At 61.1% G+C, this 18,425-nt stretch carries 15 protein-coding genes and 2 tRNA genes; 12 read left to right on the forward strand and 5 right to left on the reverse strand.

Annotation, left to right across the window (positions count from 1 at the left end; all coding sequences use genetic code 11):
• Positions 1 to 207 precede the first annotated feature (207 nt).
• Entirely contained in the window at positions 208 to 888 is a 681-nt protein-coding gene (locus AAFP29_RS11035; RefSeq protein ID WP_419218065.1) for a response regulator transcription factor, read from the reverse strand.
• Positions 881 to 2,092, reverse strand: a complete 1,212-nt coding sequence (locus tag AAFP29_RS11040) for a sensor histidine kinase (protein ID WP_419217423.1) — start codon at positions 2,090 to 2,092, stop codon at positions 881 to 883. Before AAFP29_RS11040 ends, AAFP29_RS11035 begins: the two co-directional genes overlap by 8 nt.
• Before the next feature lie 131 nt (positions 2,093 to 2,223).
• Between AAFP29_RS11040 and AAFP29_RS11045 the strand changes: the two genes are divergently transcribed.
• The 3 genes from AAFP29_RS11045 to AAFP29_RS11055 all read left to right on the forward strand — a co-directional run bounded on the left by AAFP29_RS11045 (position 2,224) and on the right by AAFP29_RS11055 (position 5,251).
• On the forward strand, positions 2,224 to 2,406 hold the full coding sequence (locus AAFP29_RS11045; protein ID WP_419217424.1) for a hypothetical protein: 183 nt from the start codon (positions 2,224 to 2,226) through the stop codon (positions 2,404 to 2,406).
• Complete coding sequence (locus AAFP29_RS11050; protein WP_419217425.1) at positions 2,406 to 3,836, forward strand: cytochrome P450; 1,431 nt, start codon at positions 2,406 to 2,408, stop codon at positions 3,834 to 3,836. Before AAFP29_RS11045 ends, AAFP29_RS11050 begins: the two co-directional genes overlap by 1 nt.
• A gap of 272 nt (positions 3,837 to 4,108) precedes the next feature.
• Positions 4,109 to 5,251 (forward strand): N(5)-(carboxyethyl)ornithine synthase, encoded by a 1,143-nt coding sequence (locus AAFP29_RS11055; protein ID WP_419217426.1) that lies wholly within the window; start codon positions 4,109 to 4,111, stop codon positions 5,249 to 5,251.
• Here AAFP29_RS11055 and AAFP29_RS11060 read toward each other — a convergent pair.
• Positions 5,248 to 5,415, reverse strand: a complete 168-nt coding sequence (locus AAFP29_RS11060) for a hypothetical protein (protein WP_419217427.1) — start codon at positions 5,413 to 5,415, stop codon at positions 5,248 to 5,250. The two genes, AAFP29_RS11055 and AAFP29_RS11060, sit on opposite strands and share 4 nt — an antisense overlap.
• Before the next feature lie 670 nt (positions 5,416 to 6,085).
• On the opposite strand from AAFP29_RS11060, the gene AAFP29_RS11065 reads away from it, so the two are divergent.
• Complete coding sequence (locus AAFP29_RS11065; RefSeq protein WP_419217428.1) at positions 6,086 to 6,532, forward strand: DUF5994 family protein; 447 nt, start codon at positions 6,086 to 6,088, stop codon at positions 6,530 to 6,532.
• Between the two features lie 155 nt (positions 6,533 to 6,687).
• On the opposite strand, the gene AAFP29_RS11070 is transcribed toward AAFP29_RS11065, so the two are convergent.
• A tRNA-Gly gene (locus AAFP29_RS11070) sits at positions 6,688 to 6,761 on the reverse strand.
• A 194-nt stretch (positions 6,762 to 6,955) separates the two neighbouring features.
• Between AAFP29_RS11070 and AAFP29_RS11075 the strand changes: the two genes are divergently transcribed.
• The 5 genes from AAFP29_RS11075 to clpX all read left to right on the forward strand — a co-directional run bounded on the left by AAFP29_RS11075 (position 6,956) and on the right by clpX (position 11,472).
• A tRNA-Pro gene (locus tag AAFP29_RS11075) sits at positions 6,956 to 7,029 on the forward strand.
• 73 nt (positions 7,030 to 7,102) lie between these two features.
• Positions 7,103 to 8,455: a trigger factor gene (gene tig, locus AAFP29_RS11080; RefSeq protein ID WP_419217429.1), complete on the forward strand. Its 1,353-nt coding sequence runs from the start codon at positions 7,103 to 7,105 to the stop codon at positions 8,453 to 8,455.
• 272 nt (positions 8,456 to 8,727) lie between these two features.
• The gene (locus AAFP29_RS11085; protein ID WP_419218066.1) at positions 8,728 to 9,300 is read left to right on the forward strand and encodes an ATP-dependent Clp protease proteolytic subunit; all 573 of its coding nucleotides are present in this window, start codon (positions 8,728 to 8,730) and stop codon (positions 9,298 to 9,300) included.
• 32 nt (positions 9,301 to 9,332) lie between these two features.
• Positions 9,333 to 10,013, forward strand: a complete 681-nt coding sequence (locus AAFP29_RS11090) for an ATP-dependent Clp protease proteolytic subunit (RefSeq protein WP_419217430.1) — start codon at positions 9,333 to 9,335, stop codon at positions 10,011 to 10,013.
• A 178-nt stretch (positions 10,014 to 10,191) separates the two neighbouring features.
• A complete protein-coding gene (gene clpX / locus AAFP29_RS11095; protein WP_419217431.1) occupies positions 10,192 to 11,472 on the forward strand; it encodes an ATP-dependent Clp protease ATP-binding subunit ClpX in 1,281 nt (426 codons plus the stop codon).
• A 94-nt stretch (positions 11,473 to 11,566) separates the two neighbouring features.
• Here the strand turns inward: clpX and helR are convergent, their stop codons facing one another.
• Complete coding sequence (helR, locus tag AAFP29_RS11100; protein WP_419217432.1) at positions 11,567 to 13,777, reverse strand: RNA polymerase recycling motor ATPase HelR; 2,211 nt, start codon at positions 13,775 to 13,777, stop codon at positions 11,567 to 11,569.
• Between the two features lie 187 nt (positions 13,778 to 13,964).
• Between helR and AAFP29_RS11105 the strand changes: the two genes are divergently transcribed.
• The 3 genes from AAFP29_RS11105 to AAFP29_RS11115 are packed head-to-tail and all read left to right on the forward strand — an operon-like array spanning position 13,965 to position 18,423.
• Positions 13,965 to 16,607, forward strand: a complete 2,643-nt coding sequence (locus AAFP29_RS11105; protein WP_419217433.1) for a valine--tRNA ligase — start codon at positions 13,965 to 13,967, stop codon at positions 16,605 to 16,607.
• Positions 16,604 to 18,013: a bifunctional tetrahydrofolate synthase/dihydrofolate synthase gene (gene folC, locus AAFP29_RS11110; RefSeq protein WP_419217434.1), complete on the forward strand. Its 1,410-nt coding sequence runs from the start codon at positions 16,604 to 16,606 to the stop codon at positions 18,011 to 18,013. Before AAFP29_RS11105 ends, folC begins: the two co-directional genes overlap by 4 nt.
• Complete coding sequence (locus AAFP29_RS11115) at positions 18,010 to 18,423, forward strand: DUF4233 domain-containing protein (protein ID WP_419217435.1); 414 nt, start codon at positions 18,010 to 18,012, stop codon at positions 18,421 to 18,423. Before folC ends, AAFP29_RS11115 begins: the two co-directional genes overlap by 4 nt.
• The last annotated feature ends 2 nt before the right edge of the window (positions 18,424 to 18,425 follow it).

Raw genomic sequence — 18,425 nt, forward strand, 5'->3', positions numbered from 1 at the left:
CGTTTCGTTTGCAAAGTCGGGCCCCGCGAGCGGAGGCCGGCGCCTTTCCCCACAAATGCGCCTTTCTATCGTTACACAACTGTTGCCGATGAGCCAAAGTGTTGAACGTGATTTGTCAGAGTGAATCCAGTTGGCCGAAGGTTTGCGCTGCGTAGGGAGTTGGTGCGGGCCGCGAATGTGAGGCAAGCCACATACCCTTTGGTGCCGTCAATGCGATCTGGGGATGACCAAACCGTTGTCGAAGGCGAAAACGATGGCTCCCGCGCGATCTCGAACGTCCAATTTGGCGAAGATGCTACTGATATGGCTTTTCACCGTTACCACCGAAATGATCAGTTCAGCTGCGATCTCGTCGTTGGACAGACCGCGCCCGAGGTGAGTTAGCACTGTCTTCTCGCGGGCGGTGAGCCGCGATAGGACCGGCGTCGGCACTCCTTTTCGGTGCTGGCCTGTGTCAGCGGTGCGGTAAGTATCGAGCACGCGGCCGGTGACTGCCGGATCGAGAACCGCGTCGCCGGCGGCGACTAGGCGCACAGCGCGAATCAATTCCTCGGCCGACGAGTCTTTGAGGACAAACCCCGCGGCGCCAGCACGCAATGCCTCGGAGAGCAGGGCGTCGTCGCGGAAGGTGGTCAGCGCGAGGACCGGCGGGGGGGACGGCGTATCGCGGAGTTGTCGGGTTGCCTCCATTCCGCTGACGCGCTTCATTCGTAGGTCCATCACAACGACATCGGGCGTGAATGCAGTGACAGCATCGAGAACTTCATCACCGTCGCCACACTCGGCGACGACATCGAAGCCGTCCTTGCGTCGCAGGATTCGCCGAAGTCCGGACCGCACCAGTTCCTGATCGTCAACGAGCAAGGTGCGGATCAGATCCTCAACCATCGGTGGCCGCGTGAGTGTCATGACGTTCGGTCACCACGTCACCGTAACCGGCATCGGCTGCCGTGTCGGGAATCGGAATGAATGCCTCGATCCGCCAGCGATTCCCGTGTCGCCCGGCGGTCAAATGTCCGCCGAGAAGTTCAGTCCGCGAGCGCATGCCGCCGAGGCCGGAGCCGCCAGGATGTCGGCGCGCGTCGTCGGGAATGTCGTTGACCACCACGATCAGAATTCCGTCGAGGGCCGGTCCGATAGTCACTTCGATCAACGTGCCGGGTGCGTGTCTGCTCGCATTCGACAGTGATTCCTGCACGATGCGGAAGATCGCCAATTCCGTTGCGCTGGTGAGTTCTTCGGCGAAAGGTCGTGCACCGTAGGCCACCGACGTTCCGGCGCGCCGGAACGTGTTGACGAGTGCGTCGAGATCGGCCAAGCCGGGCTGGGCCAGTTCGGACTCACCGTCAGTCCGCAGGAGTTCGATTGTGCGGCGCACGTCTGTCATCGCAGCGCGGCCCTGAGCCTCTGCGTCCTTCAGTGCGGCCAATGCTTCGTCGGTATCGGCATCCTGCTGCAGTGCGCGCCGAGCACCGGTGACGTTGAGCAGCACGATACTCAGCGAATGGGCTACGACGTCATGGATTTCGCGAGCCATTCCGGCCCGGTCGAGGATGGCCTGCGACGCGCGGGCCTGACGCTCTCGGCGCAGAAGCAGTAGCTGCGCCTGAAGCAGCCTGCCGACCGCGACTCCGAAGCAGATCATGGCCGCGATGAGCCATCCCTGCTCGACGCGCTCAGTCGCGACTCCGGCACCCAGCACGCCCAGGAGGACCGCGACATCGAAAATGTTCTCGCGGAGAAGCGCGACCGCAGATGACATGGTGACCGAAATGACCAGCAATAGTGCCGCAGCGTCGGCCTGAACGGGAACGATCCAGAACAGTCCGACCGTGACCGAGGTCATGATAGTGAGCATCGGCTTCCACATATGCCGCTTGTGACACACGCCGGTCATCGGTGTAAACCCGGCGGCGACGGCGGCGAAAATCGCCAGCCATTCGGTGCCGGTCGGGCCGTGGACGATTCGGTCGGCCGCCGCAGTGATGACAGTGAGGCCATAGCCGGCATAAGCGATCAGCAAGTACGACGGCGGGTACTCGTGGCCCAGTAGGGCGAGAGTCCGTCGGGTTCGCATCAACAGCCAATGCACCAGCGCATTTTATCGTTGTTGACCTCGAAAAGTATCCGTCCGGGGGAGGATTCACCGTCCGCCCGACGTAGGTCGGAGAGTTCCGACCGTGGACCGCTGAACGACTTCCTCGCGCACATTAGCGTTGCCCTATGGAGATCACAGTGGTGGCAATCATTCTGGTGGTGGCGAGCCTGTATCTGATGCACGATAGAGCCGGGCTCAATTGGCAAGCACGGGAAACGCGCGATGCCATGGCGCGGCGGGACGAAATCCGCGACCGGCCCAAACGCCGACGTCGACGCCGATTTATGCCAGCCGTGGGAGGGAACTGATGACATCGACCATTTTGCGGACGGGGCTGACCGGGGAGCGTTGGCATCTCGCCGATCCGGACGCGCTGAGCGGGATTATCGTGGGGAAATCGACGGCTGGACCTATTGGAGATGTGCCGACCAGCGATGTACGACCCATCGTCCGGGTCTCGCCGCAATCGGTCCGTGAGTCCCTGCGGCTCGTGTTGCGCCAGGGAGACACCCTCTTCGCCGACGCCGCGAATACGACGTTGCTGCGCTACCAGCTCATTGGCGGTGCCGGTCGGACCGTCGTGCTGAGTGACCCCGGCCATATCAAGTCGTTGATGACCGCAGACCCGGCGATCGCCCCCTCGGGGACTCGAATGTCGCCGCTGCGGCCGATTATCGGCTCCGAGTCTGTGTTGACCTCGATTGGCGAACGGCATAAGCGTCAACGAGCGCTCCTCATGCCTCATTTTCACGGAAAGGCGGTGGCCAGCTATCGGGAAGATATTTCCCGAGCGACGACGCGGGCCATCGATGCGTGGAAGGTCGGCGAGGTTGTCGAGTTGGCCGATGTGGGGCAACAGATCACCCTTGATGTGATCATGACCGCGATCTTTGGCATTCGCGACGATCGCGAGCCGACACCCGCCGAACGCGACCTGCGATTCCAGGTGGTCCGGTTGCTACGCCGCTCCACCTGGCCGGCGGCAACCGTCGCTCAGCTGATCAACGCGCGCAATCCCGAGCCGATCGGATTCACCAGGTGGGCACTGCAGCCGGTTGACCGGGCGGTGTACCGGGTGATCTCCGAGCGTCGAAACAGCTTGGGCGGCAACGATATTCTCTCGGTGCTGCTTGATGCGCGTGAGGAGTCGGGCGGAGCGTTGTCCGACGACGAGATCCGCGACGAGTTGATGACACTAGTATTGGCCGGACACGAAACCACCTCGAATAGCGTTGCCTGGACTTTCGAGCGCCTGACCCGGCATCGCGATCAGTACCTGAATGTCCGCGAGCAGGTGCGCTCAGACGGCGGAGAAGACGCCGTCGAGGCGTTGGTCAACGAATCGATGCGTTGCCGTCCGGTTGTGCCGATAGTGGCCCGAGAAATGTTGGTGCCCTGGGACTTTGGTGGGCATCACGTCGATGCCGGCACTGTCGCTCTGGTCAGTATCCTGCTTCTGCATCATCGGGACGAGATCTATTCGCGTCCCTTCGCCTTCGACGTCGAACGATTCCGGGATACCAAACCGTCACCGCAGACGTTGATGCCATTCGGTGGTGGCAATCGGCGTTGTCTCGGTGCGGCACTGGCGATGGCCGAGCTTCGAATCGTGGTCGCCGAAATCTTGCGTCGGGTAGATCTGGAGACCCACGATCGGCCGGGGGAGACGCCGCAACATCGCAATGTGACGATGATTCCGCGCGACGGGGGACAGGTGCGGGCGGTCAAGAAGGTCTGATGGGGGCATACCGTGATGAATACGGGCAGCGCGGTTGTGAAGGCTGGCGGACAGCACTTACCTCTGTTCCGGGAGATACGCTCGATAGCCTGAAGTCGCCGAGGGGTATAGTTGCCGCGTAGCGGTTTCATTTGCCGCACACCGGCCCCGCGACAGGGGCTTCTGCGGCCTCTTGGGATTCTCCCGGGCCGTCCCGCGCAGGCTTGGCCGCGCCACAGTTGCTCCGCTCTTTCCGCTTTGGGTGTGGCAGCGTCTATTTCAAGGAATATTACATGCCCGTCCACACACTTGGAGTCGTCGCCAAGTCCAGCAAACCCGATGAGCAGCGTCTCCCGATACACCCGTTGCACTTCGACCGAATTGACGCTGACCTACGGTCGGCCATCTACCTGGAGCACGGCTACGGTGAGCCGTTCGGTGTCAGCGACGAGCGGTTGGCGCAGTCGGTCGCTGGCCTGCGCACCCGTTCTGAATTGGTCGCCGGCTGCGATGTCATTTTGCTACCCAAGCCGCAGGCCCAAGACCTCAAGGACCTTCGGGATCATCAGGTGCTGTGGGGCTGGCCGCACTGCGTCCAGGATTCGGAACTCACTCAAATCGCGATCGAACGCAAACTGACCCTCATCGCTTTCGAGGCGATGAACTTCTGGACCTCGGAAGGGTCGTTCAATCTGCACGTATTCCACAAGAATAACGAACTGGCGGGTTACTGCTCGGTGTTGGATGCCTTGCACCACAACGGTTCTACCGGCGATTACGGCAGGCGGCTCAGGGCAGTGGTAATCGGATTCGGCGCAACGGCGCGGGGCGCTGTGACCGCGCTCAACGCGCAGGGCATCCACGATGTCCACGTGGTAACACAGCGGGGGGTCACCGCGGTGGGCTCGCCCATTCACTCTGCCGTCATCGTGCAGTTCGACCAAGATGACGGCGGCCAACGCGGTTCCCGCGTAACTGTCGGCGATGGCACCGTTCCGCTCAACACCTTCCTCGCCCAGTTCGACGTCATCGTCAATTGCGTACTGCAAGATACCAACGCGCCACTGCTATTCCTGCAGGAAGCAGACCTCGAATTGATGGCTCCCGGCACCCTGATCGTCGATGTGTCATGTGATGCGAATATGGGGTTCAGCTGGGCGCGGCCGACGACTTTCGCCGAGCCAACTTTCATGGTCGGCGATCAAATCCGCTATTACGCCGTCGACCACAGTCCGTCATATTTATGGAACTCGGCGACGTGGGAGATTAGCGAAGCGCTCCTCCCGTATCTCCGGGCGGTTATGAGCGGCCCCTCGCAATGGAACTTTGACGACACATTGCGTCGGGCCATCGAAATCAACGATGGCGTGATCGAGAATCCGAATATCCTCGCTTTCCAGCACCGCTCGAAAGAATACCCTCATATGATCGGCTAGTGCACCGTCAGCAACGGCGTCACAAGTTGCTGATCGAGTCGTCTCACCGCGGCCTGCGCCGTCTGGAGAGCTTGTATAACGTCGCCGAGAATTCGCACCGGGATACCGATTCGGCGAGGGGTGGTTCGATCACTGATCAGCAGAGCGACATCTTCGGCGATCACGCTTCCGTCAGTGCGCTGTATGGTCTTTGTGGTGGTTTCGATATTTACGCGAGGTACTCCGAATTCGTTTGCGCCCAACAGGTTTCAGTGGTTCCGTCCTCGTTTCGATAGCTACGCTGGGGAATCATTTCAGTCATGTCGCACGTCCATTCGTCACGTGCTCGAATATTCTTGATCGCTCGTCAACTCGTCTCGATCAGGTGATCGCTGCAGCGTCGGGTCGACAACCTGGTCGTTCTCCAGTTCCGTTACGACATTGAGCAATTCGGCTCGCAACGTCCGCGCCATGTCAGGTCGGAACTTGAATCTTCCTGCGCGCTCCGCAGTTTCGCTAGGGTGCACGTCGGATCGCCACGCGACCGGCGGACAGTCCATGCGAACGATCATGACTCAGACTGCCGTTGAGATTTGAAATCGGTTGTGCCCATGGCGGTCACACCTAACTGGGCGACATTTCAGTGGCCGCGATTTCGTGCTGAGGCGACCGGCGGAATACTGCCGGCTATCTACTTCAATATGTCCAACGTACGCCTAAACTCATGCGCTAGAGGCGTGGTAAACCTCACGCTCGTCAGACGAGTAGTGTGGAAAAAGTATCGAGGTCCGAACGCGTCGCGTCCGGTGCGTCGGTATTCGCAGCTCGACCTTTCGAGCAGACAGGAGCGTCTTGATGACGCTGATCACCCCGAGCAACATAATCTACGAGTCCCGCGTGGTCCTCAAGTCGCACGCAACGGCTAACAACATCGACGGCGCGTGGTGGCCGCACAGTTCACAATTGGAATCGGAAATCCGAGACCTGATCGAGACGGTGTCAGAACGAATCAATCCTGTTGTGTGCGTTGTGTTTCACGAGAACGACTGGGTTCATTCGTTGTCGCGCATTCAGGTCGATAATCATCTAATTTGGCTCGATGGCTATCGCTACTGGCCATCGGGTGTCGTCAAACTCCGCGGCATCAACGACAAGCAAGGATTGACCATCATGGTCATTCCGCCCGATACGAGCGCGCCCGCCGCGGCGACGATTCTCGCAGCAGCATCGAGCGTCCGCGACAATTCGACAGTCGGCGAGCTCACGGAACTGGCAAGCGTTCGGCAAGTCGCCCCGAAGTGATGCCTACTGGGCAGCCGTGGGGGTGGTAGCCCAGCGATCCTAGTGTGCGAGAAAGGCTAGCCCCTCACTTTGGTCGGTGAGGGGCTTTACGTTCGTCTGGTTTCACCGAAATCGCCGTTGGCTACATCCGGGGATTGGTTGCGCCTTCTGACCTGTGGAGCGGGTGACGGGAATCGAACCCGCGTAGCTAGTTTGGAAGACTAGGGCTCTACCATTGAGCTACACCCGCGAGCATGCGGCGTCTGGGATCGCCAGGCTCCGCGTGCGGAACAGAACCTTACAACGTGGCAAGCCGGATTGAGAAATCACCCCTCCGATTGTGGAAACCGGTGTGCCGCCCCGTACTATGTGCGGTTGGTTCTCGTTTCGACGCCGACCGCACGTTGTGTGTCGTGAGCGGTGGTGTGGCGAGGGGGAATCGACCGGGATGTGGCGCAGCTTGGTAGCGCATCCGCTTTGGGAGCGGAGGGTCGCAGGTTCAAATCCTGTCATCCCGACAGTTCGTGTCGTCGGTCTCGGCGACGGCGATCGAGTTGCACGTGAGAAGTCGAAGCCAAGGAGTCCAGAGGCGTGAAAAGCACCGTCGAGCAGCTGAGCCCGACCCGAGTAAAGCTCAACGTGGAGGTTCCCTTCGAGGAACTGTCCGGAGACTTCGAGCGCGCATACGCGTCGCTCGCTCAGCAGATTCGCATTCCAGGGTTCCGCCCGGGTAAGGCGCCCGCGAAACTCATCGAGGCCCGCGTCGGTCGCGATTCGGTGCTCGCGCAGGTCGTCAACGAAGCGCTGCCGGTCAAATACACCGAAGCGGTTACCGAGGCCGACATCAATGCGCTGGGCCAGCCCGACATCGACCTGGCAGAGCTGAAATACGGCGAGTCGATCACCTTCACCGCCGAGGTCGACGTTCGGCCCGACATCGATCTGCCCGATTACTCGACGCTGGCGGTCACCGTTGACGCCATTGAGGTCGACGACGATGCTGTCGCAGAGCAACTCGATGGCCTGCGTGCGCGCTTCGGCACCCTCAACGGCGTCGACCGGCCGGTGCAGACCGGCGACTTCGTGTCGATCGACCTCGATGCCACCGTCGACGGCGAAAAGGTCGAAGAGGCTTCAACCGAAGGGCTGTCGCACGAAGTTGGCAACGGTGAGCTTATCGACGGATTGGACGATGCGCTCGTCGGCGTCGCCGCTGGCGAGACCAAAGAATTCACCACCACCCTCGTCGCCGGCGACCATGCCGGTCAAGAAGCTCAGGTGAGCGTGAAGGTCAACTCGATCAAGGTCCGCGAGCTTCCCGACGTCGACGACGAATTCGCCCAGATGGCAAGCGAATTCGACACTGTCGATGAACTCAAGGGCGATTTGGCCAAGCGTGTCGAGCAGTCGAAGAAGACCGAGCAGGCCAATGCGATCCGCGATGCGGTCCTGGAACAGCTGACTGAAAAGGCGCAGTTCCCGTTGCCTGAAAAGGTTGTCGAGGCCGAGGTCGAAGGACAGCTCGAACAGGTGCTGCACAGCATCGGGCATGACGAGAATCTTTTCGCGCAGTTACTGGAAACTCAAGGGACCAGCCGCGAGAAATTCGAAGGCGAAGCGCGTGAGTCGGCCGAGAAATCGGTACGTACACAACTTTTGCTCGACGCCGTCGCCGAGAAGGCCGAGACCGAGGTCAGCCAGGACGAGTTGACTCAGCAGATCATTTTCCAGGCGCAGCGTTACGGCATGGCACCGCAGGAGTTCATCGGTCAGTTGCAGCAGGCCGGACAGATCGGTGCCGTGTACGCCGATGCCCGTCGCGGTAAGGCGCTCGCTGAGATCGTCCGCGATGTGACCGTGACCGACAGCAATGGCACCGTCATCGACACGAAGGAATTCTTCGGGCCGTTCGAGGACGAGGCACCCGCTGGCGACGACGAGTAATTCGCCACGCGCACTTTCGACGCGCCGTCGTTCCACCGCGCCCCTGATCGGGAGTGCGTTGGGACGGCGGCGCGTTTGTCGATACGTACTCGAAACCCGCGTTCTGCTGTGAGCGAATAGCGGTGTCTTCGGGACGGTTTCGGCGGGGGTATTGGTTAATGTCGGTGACAACGACGCAACACCTCGGCGCTGCGCATCCGCGTCGCACTATGCCGAGTAGATATCCATCAAGTAGTCGAAGGTAGGACTTTGTGAGCGATTCACAGCTGACCATGAGTTCGGGAGTCGCCGGACTGAACTTGACCGATTCGGTATTCGAACGACTGCTGCGCGAACGCATCATCTTCCTCGGTACGCAGGTCGACGACGACATCGCCAACCGTTTGTGCGCGCAGATCCTGCTCCTCGCGGCCGAAGACCCGACCAAGGACATCAGCCTCTACATCAACTCGCCCGGCGGTTCGGTCACTGCGGGGATGGCGATTTTCGACACCATGCAGCTCGCCGAATGCGATATCGCGACCTACGCGATGGGCATGGCCGCGTCGATGGGGCAGTTCCTGCTGACCGCGGGTGCGAAGGGGAAGCGTCACGCACTCCCGCACGCCCGGGTCATGATGCATCAGCCGTCGGCCGGCATTGGTGGCACCGCCGCTGATATCGCGATCCAGGCCGAGCAGTTCGCGCTGACCAAAAAGGAAATGAACCGGCTCAACGCCGAACACACCGGTCAACCACTGGAGAAGATCGAGGCCGACGCCGACCGCGACAAGTGGTTCCGGGCCGACGAAGCGCAGGCCTACGGGCTGGTCGATCACGTCGTGACCCGCCTCGGCTCCAACTGACCACGGCAGCGCCAAGAGAAGGAATAGACCTCATGACACAGTCCACGAGTAGTGCTGTCGCCGCCGGAATCGCTGATTCCACCCGGTTCATGCAAAGCATCGAAGCACGCTACATCCTGCCGCAGTTCATCGAGCACACACCCAACGGTCAGCGTCAGTACGATCCGTACGCGAAACTCTTCGAAGAGCGCATCGTCTTCGTGGGAACGCCCATTGACCAGACCGTCGCCAACGACGTGATGGCCCAGTTGCTGGTGCTGGAGTCGCAGGATCCCGACCGCGACATCACTATGTACATCAACTCACCGGGCGGCAGCGTGCCGGATATGCTCGCGATCTACGACACCATGCAGTACGTGCATTGCGACATCATGACCGTCTGCCTTGGCGAAGCCGCATCCGCGGCGGCGATCTTGCTGGCCGGTGGCACACCGGGCAAGCGTGCCGCGTTGCCGAATGCCACGATTCTGATCCACCAGCCGCGTACCGGCGGCGCGTATCAGGGCCAGGTCTCGGACTTGGAGATTCAGGCCGCCGAAATCGAGCGGATCCGCAAGCGACTCGACGAAATTCTGTCCGGCCACACCGGCCAGTCGGCCGACAAGATCCGCAAGGACACCGACCGCGACAACATCCTCACCGCCGATCAGGCCAAGGAATACGGGATCATCGACGAGGTCTTCGAGTACCGCAAGAAGTCTCTCAAGAAGTAGCGGCTGTCGGCATTTGACGCCGAAGGCGCGGATGCGCGCGTCACCCCGACACTCCGGGGCAATTGGCTTTACGATCAAAGATCGGAAGTAAGTAGGGGTACCGTCGAGGTACACCACGACACGATGGTGGCGGCGCGTGATGTCGTAACCGAGTTCTTGGAAGCAGGTACAAAAGGCGATGGCACGAATCGGAGATGGTGGCGACCTCCTGAAGTGCTCTTTCTGCGGAAAGAGTCAGAAGCAGGTCAAGAAGTTGATCGCCGGACCCGGCGTGTACATCTGCGATGAGTGCATCGACCTGTGCAACGAGATCATTGAGGAAGAACTCGCCGAGAATGGCGAGGTGAAACTCGACGAACTCCCGAAGCCCGCCGAGATACGCGAATTCTTGAACAAGTATGTGATCGGTCAAGACACCGCGAAGCGGACGCTTGCCGTCGCGGTTTACAACCACTACAAGCGTATTCAAGCTGGCGACAAGAAGGACGCGCGGACCGGCGAGGTCGTCGAGCTCATGAAGTCCAACATCTTGATGCTCGGCCCAACCGGATGCGGAAAGACGTATCTCGCGCAGACCCTGGCAAAGATGCTGAACGTGCCGTTCGCGATCGCCGACGCCACTGCGCTCACCGAGGCGGGCTACGTCGGTGAAGATGTCGAAAATATCCTGCTCAAGTTGATCCAGGCCGCTGACTACGACGTCAAGCGTGCCGAGACCGGCATCATCTACATCGATGAGGTCGACAAGATCGCCCGCAAGAGCGAGAACCCGTCGATCACTCGCGACGTCTCCGGTGAAGGTGTGCAGCAGGCACTGTTGAAGATCCTGGAGGGCACCCAGGCTTCGGTGCCGCCACAGGGCGGTCGCAAACACCCGCACCAGGAATTCATCCAGATCGACACCACAAACGTGTTGTTCATCGTCGCCGGAGCCTTTGCCGGGCTGGAGAAGATCGTCTCCGATCGAATTGGCAAGCGCGGCATCGGCTTTGGCAATGAAGTCTCGACCAAGGACGAGGTGGACACCAGCGATCACTTCGCCGAAGTGATGCCCGAGGATCTGATCAAATTCGGCTTGATTCCGGAGTTCATCGGTCGACTCCCAATGATCGCTTCGGTGACGAACCTCGACAAGGAATCACTTGTCAATATTCTCTCCGAGCCGAAGAACGCCTTGGTGAAGCAGTACGCGAAGCTTTTCGACATGGACAACGTCGAACTGGAATTCACCGACGAAGCTCTGGAAGCTGTCGCCGATCAGGCAATTCATCGGGGTACCGGCGCTCGAGGGCTCCGCGCCATCATGGAGGAAGTCCTACTCCCGGTGATGTATGACATCCCCAGCCGAGATGACGTCGAAAAGGTAGTGGTGACCGGAGAAACGGTGCGCGACAACGTATTACCCACGATCGTGCCGCGCAAGAACCGGCGTAACGAACGCCGCGACAAGAGCGCGTAGACGCCGCTAGATCGCAAACCCCACACACGCGGACATCCCCAACGCCAAAAGGTGCTGGGGATGTCCGCGTGTGTGGGGTTTGCGAGCGTTCGGATCAGCGCAGAATCACCAGTTGCTGGGTTGCCCTGGTCATCGACACATATCGGTCGACGGCGGCGGTAACTTGCGCCCCGCTCGCTTCGCTCCCGGCGGCGGTAACGTGCGCCCCGCTCGCTTCGCTCCCGGCGGCGGGCATCGCGTCAATCACCACGACCAGATCGAATTCCAGACCCTTCGCGGATCGTGGGGTCAGCGACGACACCCGATCTCGAGTCGTGAACTCCGAATCGCCTATGACACAGGCGATTCCGTCAGCATGGGCATCAAGCCAGCTGGTCAGTACCTGGTCCAGTTCAGACCGACTGCCGTACCTGACCGGGATTCCGTTGCTGCGAATGGACGTCGGGACGTTGGCGTCGGGGATGGCGGACCGGATGACCGGCTCTGCCGCATCCATGATCTCCTGCGGCGTGCGGTAATTGACTCGCAGATGCGACACACTGACGTCGCGCAATCCATTGCGATGCAACCGCTCGCGCCACGACTCGGCAAAAGCGGCACTCGCCTGAGCTCGGTCCCCGACGATGGTGAAGCTGCCCGACGGGCATCGTGCTCGCAACATCTGCCATTGGGCGTCGGTGAGTTCCTGCGCCTCGTCGACGACGACATGAGCGAATGTCTCGGCGAACCGGTCGATTGTCGTCTCAGGGAGTCCACCGCCGTCGACGAGTGCCTCAGTGAGGCCACCTCCGACGAACTGAGTCAGCAGGCTCTCCCGATCACCCTCGGCCGCGATCATCTCCTCAATAACCTCGGCCTTGCGGCGCTGCTCGGCCGCCGCGAGCACGGCGCGCTCGCGCGCGATTTGGGCTGCCCCGCCATCGCCCAACCGCCGACGTGCGGCGTCGAGCAAGGGGAGATCACTGATCGTCCAGCCGCCAGTGGCCTTCCGGCGCAAGGTGAGGCGCTCGTCGGCGCTTAGCCACGGAGCGCACATCTGTAGATACGCCGGGACCGCCCACAGGTCCGCGATGACATCCGTGGCCGCGAGCATCGGCCACGCCCGATTGAGTATTCCAGTCAGTACGTCGTCCACGTGCAGCATGGCCCGCAATCGCGACCGGGGGATATCAGGGTGGCTGGTCTGCACGATTTCCAGAAGCTCGGCCCAGATGATTTCGCGGCACTCGTTGTGCGGAATCCCGGCCTCAGGGGCGGCGAAGGCGCGCAGCCATTCGGCGGCGGTGATGGAGACGTCGCCCCAATCGCTTTCGACGACGGTCGATTCGGTCGGTGGGTCCTCGTAGAAGGCGATGGCCTTGTCGACGGCGCCCATCCACTTGACCGACGATTTTAACTGCGCCACAACAAGATCTGTCTCGTCGACCGCGTTCTCCCCTTCGGGAAGGAGGTCGCGCAGCGTACACAATGCTGCCCCCTCGGCACCGAGATCGGGGAGGATGTCGCCCACATATGCCAGATACGGGTCATGTGGCCCAACGACGAGGACTCCGCCCCGTCGGGGCGACACACGTGGGTCGGAGTAGAGCAGATATGCGGCCCGGTGCAGCGCGACGACGGTCTTGCCGGTACCCGGTCCGCCGTCGACGATATGGCAGCCAGGTGAGTCCGATCGGATGATCGCGTCCTGATCGGTGGCGATGGTTGCCAGGACATCTCGCATCCGAGGAGAGCGGCCGGAGTCGAGGCTTGCGATGAAGGCAGAGTTGACGTCGGGCGAGAGCGACTCGTCTGGCTCATCGGAGAATGTCTCGTCCCAGTAGTCGACGACGCGGAACTGGTCGCCGTAGCGCTTCCATCGATAACGACGTCGACTCGACAACCCCATTGGCTCGGCGTGCGTTGCGGCGAAGAAGGCAGCGGACGCCGGAGCACGCCAGTCGAGAAGAAGCTGACGGCCGGTGGCGGCGGTCAGTCCGGTACGTCCCAGGTAGGTGACCGTGCCGTCCGCATCGACCATCCGGCCCAAGCACAAATCGAGACCGAATCGCTGAAGCGTCCGCAATTGTGCGGACAATTGCCTGATCTCAGCATCACGTTCGACGGCCACTGTGCCGCCGCGGGCCGGCGCGCGACGTTGCAGATCGAGGCGGTCGGACACTGCGGCGATAGTCGAATGCAAGGATTCGGTGATAGCGGCGAAGTGCCGGTCGTCCTCGCCGATGAGGACCGAGGCTGCCTTGTGCGATAGTCGCGGCGGCAGGTTGAATGTGCTGGCCGTCGGTAGGGATGCGGGTTGGGTCATTGATTCTCTTCTCTCGTGGCGAGTCGGGGTGTGCAGCCACGACCAGCGATTCTGCAGTATCACCCGGGTCTTGCGGCAAGCCCCTAGGTGCGATATATGTTGAAAGTGGAAAGGGGTGGGTTCCGTCGTTGACGCGTCTGGCCGAGGGGTTGTCCGCGCGCTATTCGCCTTTCCCTAGAATTGACGGGTGACCAACGAAGCGCTGCCCAAGTCCTGGATTCCTGCCGAGCATGAGGACGGGCTGTACCAGAGCTGGGTAGACGCCGGGTATTTCACCGCAGACGCCGCCAGCGATAAGCCGCCGTTCTCGATCGTTATTCCGCCGCCGAATGTCAATGGCTCATTGCATATGGGACATGCCTACGAGCATGTGCTGATGGATGCGTTGGCGCGGCGCCGTCGCATGCAGGGGTACGAGGTGCTTTGGCTGCCCGGCATGGACCATGCGGCGATTGCAATGCAGACCATGGTCGAACGCAAGCTTGCCGACGAGGGCGCAACTCGTGACGACCTCGGCCGCGATGCGTTCATTGCGCGCGTCTGGCAGGAGAAGGCCGCGATCAGCGGCACCATCGGATCACAGATGCGCAAACTCGGCGACAGCGTCGACTGGAGCCGTGAGCGTTTCACCATGGATGAGGGACTGTCCACGGCAGTACACACCATCTTCAAGCAGCTCTTCGATGACGGTCTGATCTACCAGGCAGAGCGACTCGTCAACTGGTCTCCGGTGCTCAAGACCGCGATCAGCGATATCGAAGTCAACTACGCCGATGTCGAGGGTGAACTGGTCAGCTTCCGGTACGGCTCGATGTCCGACGATGAGCCGCATATCATCGTTGCGACGACTCGAATGGAAACGATGTTGGGGGACACCGCGATTGCGGTACACCCAGATGACGAGCGGTACCGCAACCTTATCGGCGTCGAACTGGATCACCCGTTTTTGGATCGAAAGGTACCGGTGGTCGCCGACGACTATGTCGATCCCGAATTCGGTTCCGGCGCGGTGAAGATCACCCCCGCCCACGACCCAAACGATTTCGCGATCGGGCAGCGACACGATCTCGCGATGCCGTCCATCATGGATGAAACCGGTGTAATCGCCGACACCGGAACACAATTCGACGGGATGGATCGTTTTGAAGCGCGCGTCAAGGTGCGCGAGGCGCTGGCCGAACAGGGACGCATCGTCAAGGAGGTGCGGCCGTATCTGCATAGCGTCGGCCATTCCGAGCGGACCGGTGAACCGATCGAGCCGCGGTTGTCGATGCAGTGGTGGGTGAATGTCGAGCCACTGGCTAAGAGTGCTGGCGATGCGGTTCGCAACGGCGACACCGTGATTCACCCCGCGTCGATGGAGTCGCGGTGGTTCGGGTGGGTCGACGATATGCACGACTGGTGTATTTCGCGCCAATTGTGGTGGGGACACCGAATCCCGATCTGGTACGGACCCGACGGCGAAGTGGTCTGTCCGGCGCCGGGTGAAGCGCCGCCCGCCGGGTACACGCAGGAGACGGACGTACTCGACACCTGGTTCTCGTCGGGTCTGTGGCCGTTTTCGACTCTTGGTTGGCCGGGCGACACTGCGGATCTCCAAAAGTTCTATCCGACGTCGGTGTTGGTCACCGGCTACGACATTCTCTTCTTCTGGGTCGCCCGGATGATGATGTTCGGGACCTATGTCGGCGCCAAAGACATTGCCGGACTTGGTGTTCGCGATGCCAGGGTGCCGTTCGGGAGCTTGTTCCTGCATGGCCTGGTCCGCGACGAACACGGTCGCAAGATGAGTAAGTCGAAGGGTAACGGTATCGACCCGCTGGACTGGGTTGAGCGTTTCGGTGCCGACGCCCTGCGGTTCACCTTGGCCCGTGGCGCCAATCCAGGTAGCGACATTTCCGTCGGCGAAGACCACGCGTCATCGTCGAGGAACTTCGCCACTAAATTGTTCAATGCCACCAAATTCGCGCTGATGAATGGCGCGAAGGTCGGTGACCTACCAGCGCGTGAGCACCTGACAGTCGCCGATCGATGGATTCTCGATCGGCTCGATGAGGTTCTGGCCGAAGCGGATTCGGGTTTCGAGTCCTACGAGTTCGCCAAGGCCTGTGAGGCACTGTTCCACTTCGCGTGGGATGAGGTCTGCGACTGGTACCTCGAATTGGCCAAGGTGCAGATCAATTCGGGTGATCAGGCCCGTGCCGATGCCACCGCACTGGTCCTGGGCAATGTTCTCGATCCGCTTTTGCGAGCATTGTCCCCGGTCATCCCATTTGTCACCGAGACGCTGTGGAAGGCGCTGACAACCGGTGAGTCTGTTGTTGTGGCACCGTGGCCACACCCCAGTGGACTGGCGGTCGATGCCGCGGCGCGGACTCACATCGAAGATCTGCAAAAGCTGATCACCGAGGTGCGACGCTTCCGAAGCGACCAAGGTCTAGCGCCCAATCAGCGAGTTTCGGCTGAGCTCGACGGCATTGACGCGGCGGGCCTGGGCCAATCACGCGCCTACCTCGATTCCCTGGCGAAGTTGGAGGCGGCGAGCGACGACTTCACCGCAACGGCGACCATCGAAGTGCGGTTGTCCTCGACAACTGTCGTCGTGCGTATCGATACCTCGGGCAATGTGGATGTTGAAGCCGAAAAGCGCAGGGCAGCAAAAGATCTCGCTGTGGCTGAGAAAGAGCTCGCGCAGACGTCGGGCAAACTGGGCAACGAGCAGTTCCTAGCCAAAGCGCCTGATCACGTCGTCGAAAAGATAAGAACTCGGCAGACGTTGGCGCAGGAGGAAATTGCGCGCTTGACTGCGAAATTGGATTCGCTGGGATGACCGACGCGCCTACCCCCGACGACCTCGAAGAGCTTGCGGTCGTTGAGGCTGAACTCGACACTCGGTGGCCGGAGACCAAAATCGAGCCGTCGTTGACCCGGATACACGCATTGCTGGATCTGCTGGGTTCACCGCAGCGCAACTATCCGTCGATCCATATCGCCGGTACGAACGGCAAGACGTCGGTGACACGGATGGTCGATTCGCTGGTGACTGCCCTGCATCGTCGGACCGGACGGATCACCAGTCCGCACCTGCAACTGGCGACCGAGCGCATATCGATTGACGGGCAGCCGATCTCCCCCCGAACCTACGTCGACATCTACCGTGAACTCGAGCCCTTCATCAACATGGTCGACGATTCATCTGTGGCCGCAGGCGGTCCCCGGATGAGCAAGTTCGAGGTGCTGACCGCGATGGCTTATGCGGCATTCGCGGAGGCGCCGGTCGATGTCGCCGTCGTCGAGACGGGCATGGGTGGTCGTTGGGATGCGACGAATGTCATTGATGCGGCCGTCGCGGTGATCACTCCGATTGCGATGGATCACGCCGACTATCTCGGTGACACGCTTAGCGCCATCGCGGGGGAGAAGGCGGGGATTATCAAGAAGGGCGATTCACAGGCGCTAGTACCGGTCGATCCGGTGACCATCATCGCGCAGCAGTCGTCGCCAGAGGCAATGGAGGTGTTGCTTCGGGCTGCGGTTGAGGCGGAAACGATTGTGGCACGGCAGAATTCGGAGTTCGCGGTGCTGGAGTCGAAGACCGCGGTCGGCGGTCAACTGCTGAGACTGCAGGGTCTTGGCGGCGAATACCCCGAGGTCTTCCTGCCGCTGCACGGTGCGCACCAAGCGTCGAACGCGGTAGTCGCATTGGCGGCGGTCGAAGCCTTCTTCGGAGCTGGTGCGGACCGGCAACTCGATGCCGAGGCGATCCAGGCAGGTTTCGCCGCGGTGACCGGACCCGGACGTCTTGAGCGAGTGCGCAGCGCACCGACGGTGTATCTGGACGCCGCACACAATCCTCATGGTGCACAAGCCCTCGCTCGAGCGCTCGTCGACGAGTTCGACTTCCGACGAATCGTCGGAGTGATCGGTGTGCTCGGCGACAAAGACGTCGAAGGCGTGTTGGAAGCGCTGGAGCCGGTTTTCGATGGGGTAGTGCTGACCAACAACGGGTCAACTCGCGCTCTGGACACCGACACCCTCGCGGACATCGCCAATCGCGTCTACGGCGAGGATCGCGTGCGGGTTGAGCCGTTCCTGCCCGACGCGGTCGAAGCCGCTATCGCGTGGGCTGAAGAATCAGATGACGGCTCGCCTGTCGCCGGTGCCGGAGTGGTGATCACCGGATCGGTAATGACCGCGGGTGCTGCGCGGACCTTGTTTGGAAAGGAACCGGCATGAGTTCACCGCCGCAGGGACAACCCAAGTTCACCGAGCCAGCCAACGACCCATGGAAGGGTTTACGCGGGGTTATGGCCGGGACGTTGATCCTCGAGGTGATTGTCGTACTGCTCGCGATCCCGATCGTTGCGAAAGTCGGTCCGGGACTCAACCGATGGTCATTGACATTCTTGATCGGGCTCAGTGCGGTTATGATCTTAGCTTCGGGGATGCAAGGTAGGCCATGGGCGCTGAAACTCGATCTGGGCTTACAGGCGGTCACCATCGCCGGCGGGCTATTCCACTGGTCGATCGCGGCGGTGGGAGTGGTGTTCGGCTGCGTATGGATTTACATCGCGTACATCAAACGTGACGTCGAGAAGCGGATCGCGCGCGGCGAGCTATTCGGTCAGGAGCCGATCGACACGTAGTC

The organism is Gordonia sp. CPCC 205333 (genome assembly GCF_048537885.1).
GTDB lineage: Bacteria > Actinomycetota > Actinomycetes > Mycobacteriales > Mycobacteriaceae > Gordonia.

Coding starts and splice junctions, on each gene's coding strand:
- AAFP29_RS11085 (WP_419218066.1), top strand. CDS start 8,728: ATGAGTTCGGGAGTCGCCGGACTGAACTTGACCGATTCGGTATTCGAA.
- AAFP29_RS11065 (WP_419217428.1), top strand. CDS start 6,086: ATGACGCTGATCACCCCGAGCAACATAATCTACGAGTCCCGCGTGGTC.
- AAFP29_RS11050 (WP_419217425.1), top strand. CDS start 2,406: ATGACATCGACCATTTTGCGGACGGGGCTGACCGGGGAGCGTTGGCAT.
- helR (WP_419217432.1), bottom strand. CDS start 13,777: ATGACCCAACCCGCATCCCTACCGACGGCCAGCACATTCAACCTGCCG.
- clpX (WP_419217431.1), top strand. CDS start 10,192: ATGGCACGAATCGGAGATGGTGGCGACCTCCTGAAGTGCTCTTTCTGC.
- AAFP29_RS11035 (WP_419218065.1), bottom strand. CDS start 888: ATGGTTGAGGATCTGATCCGCACCTTGCTCGTTGACGATCAGGAACTG.
- AAFP29_RS11045 (WP_419217424.1), top strand. CDS start 2,224: ATGGAGATCACAGTGGTGGCAATCATTCTGGTGGTGGCGAGCCTGTAT.
- AAFP29_RS11090 (WP_419217430.1), top strand. CDS start 9,333: ATGACACAGTCCACGAGTAGTGCTGTCGCCGCCGGAATCGCTGATTCC.
- folC (WP_419217434.1), top strand. CDS start 16,604: ATGACCGACGCGCCTACCCCCGACGACCTCGAAGAGCTTGCGGTCGTT.
- AAFP29_RS11055 (WP_419217426.1), top strand. CDS start 4,109: ATGCCCGTCCACACACTTGGAGTCGTCGCCAAGTCCAGCAAACCCGAT.
- AAFP29_RS11115 (WP_419217435.1), top strand. CDS start 18,010: ATGAGTTCACCGCCGCAGGGACAACCCAAGTTCACCGAGCCAGCCAAC.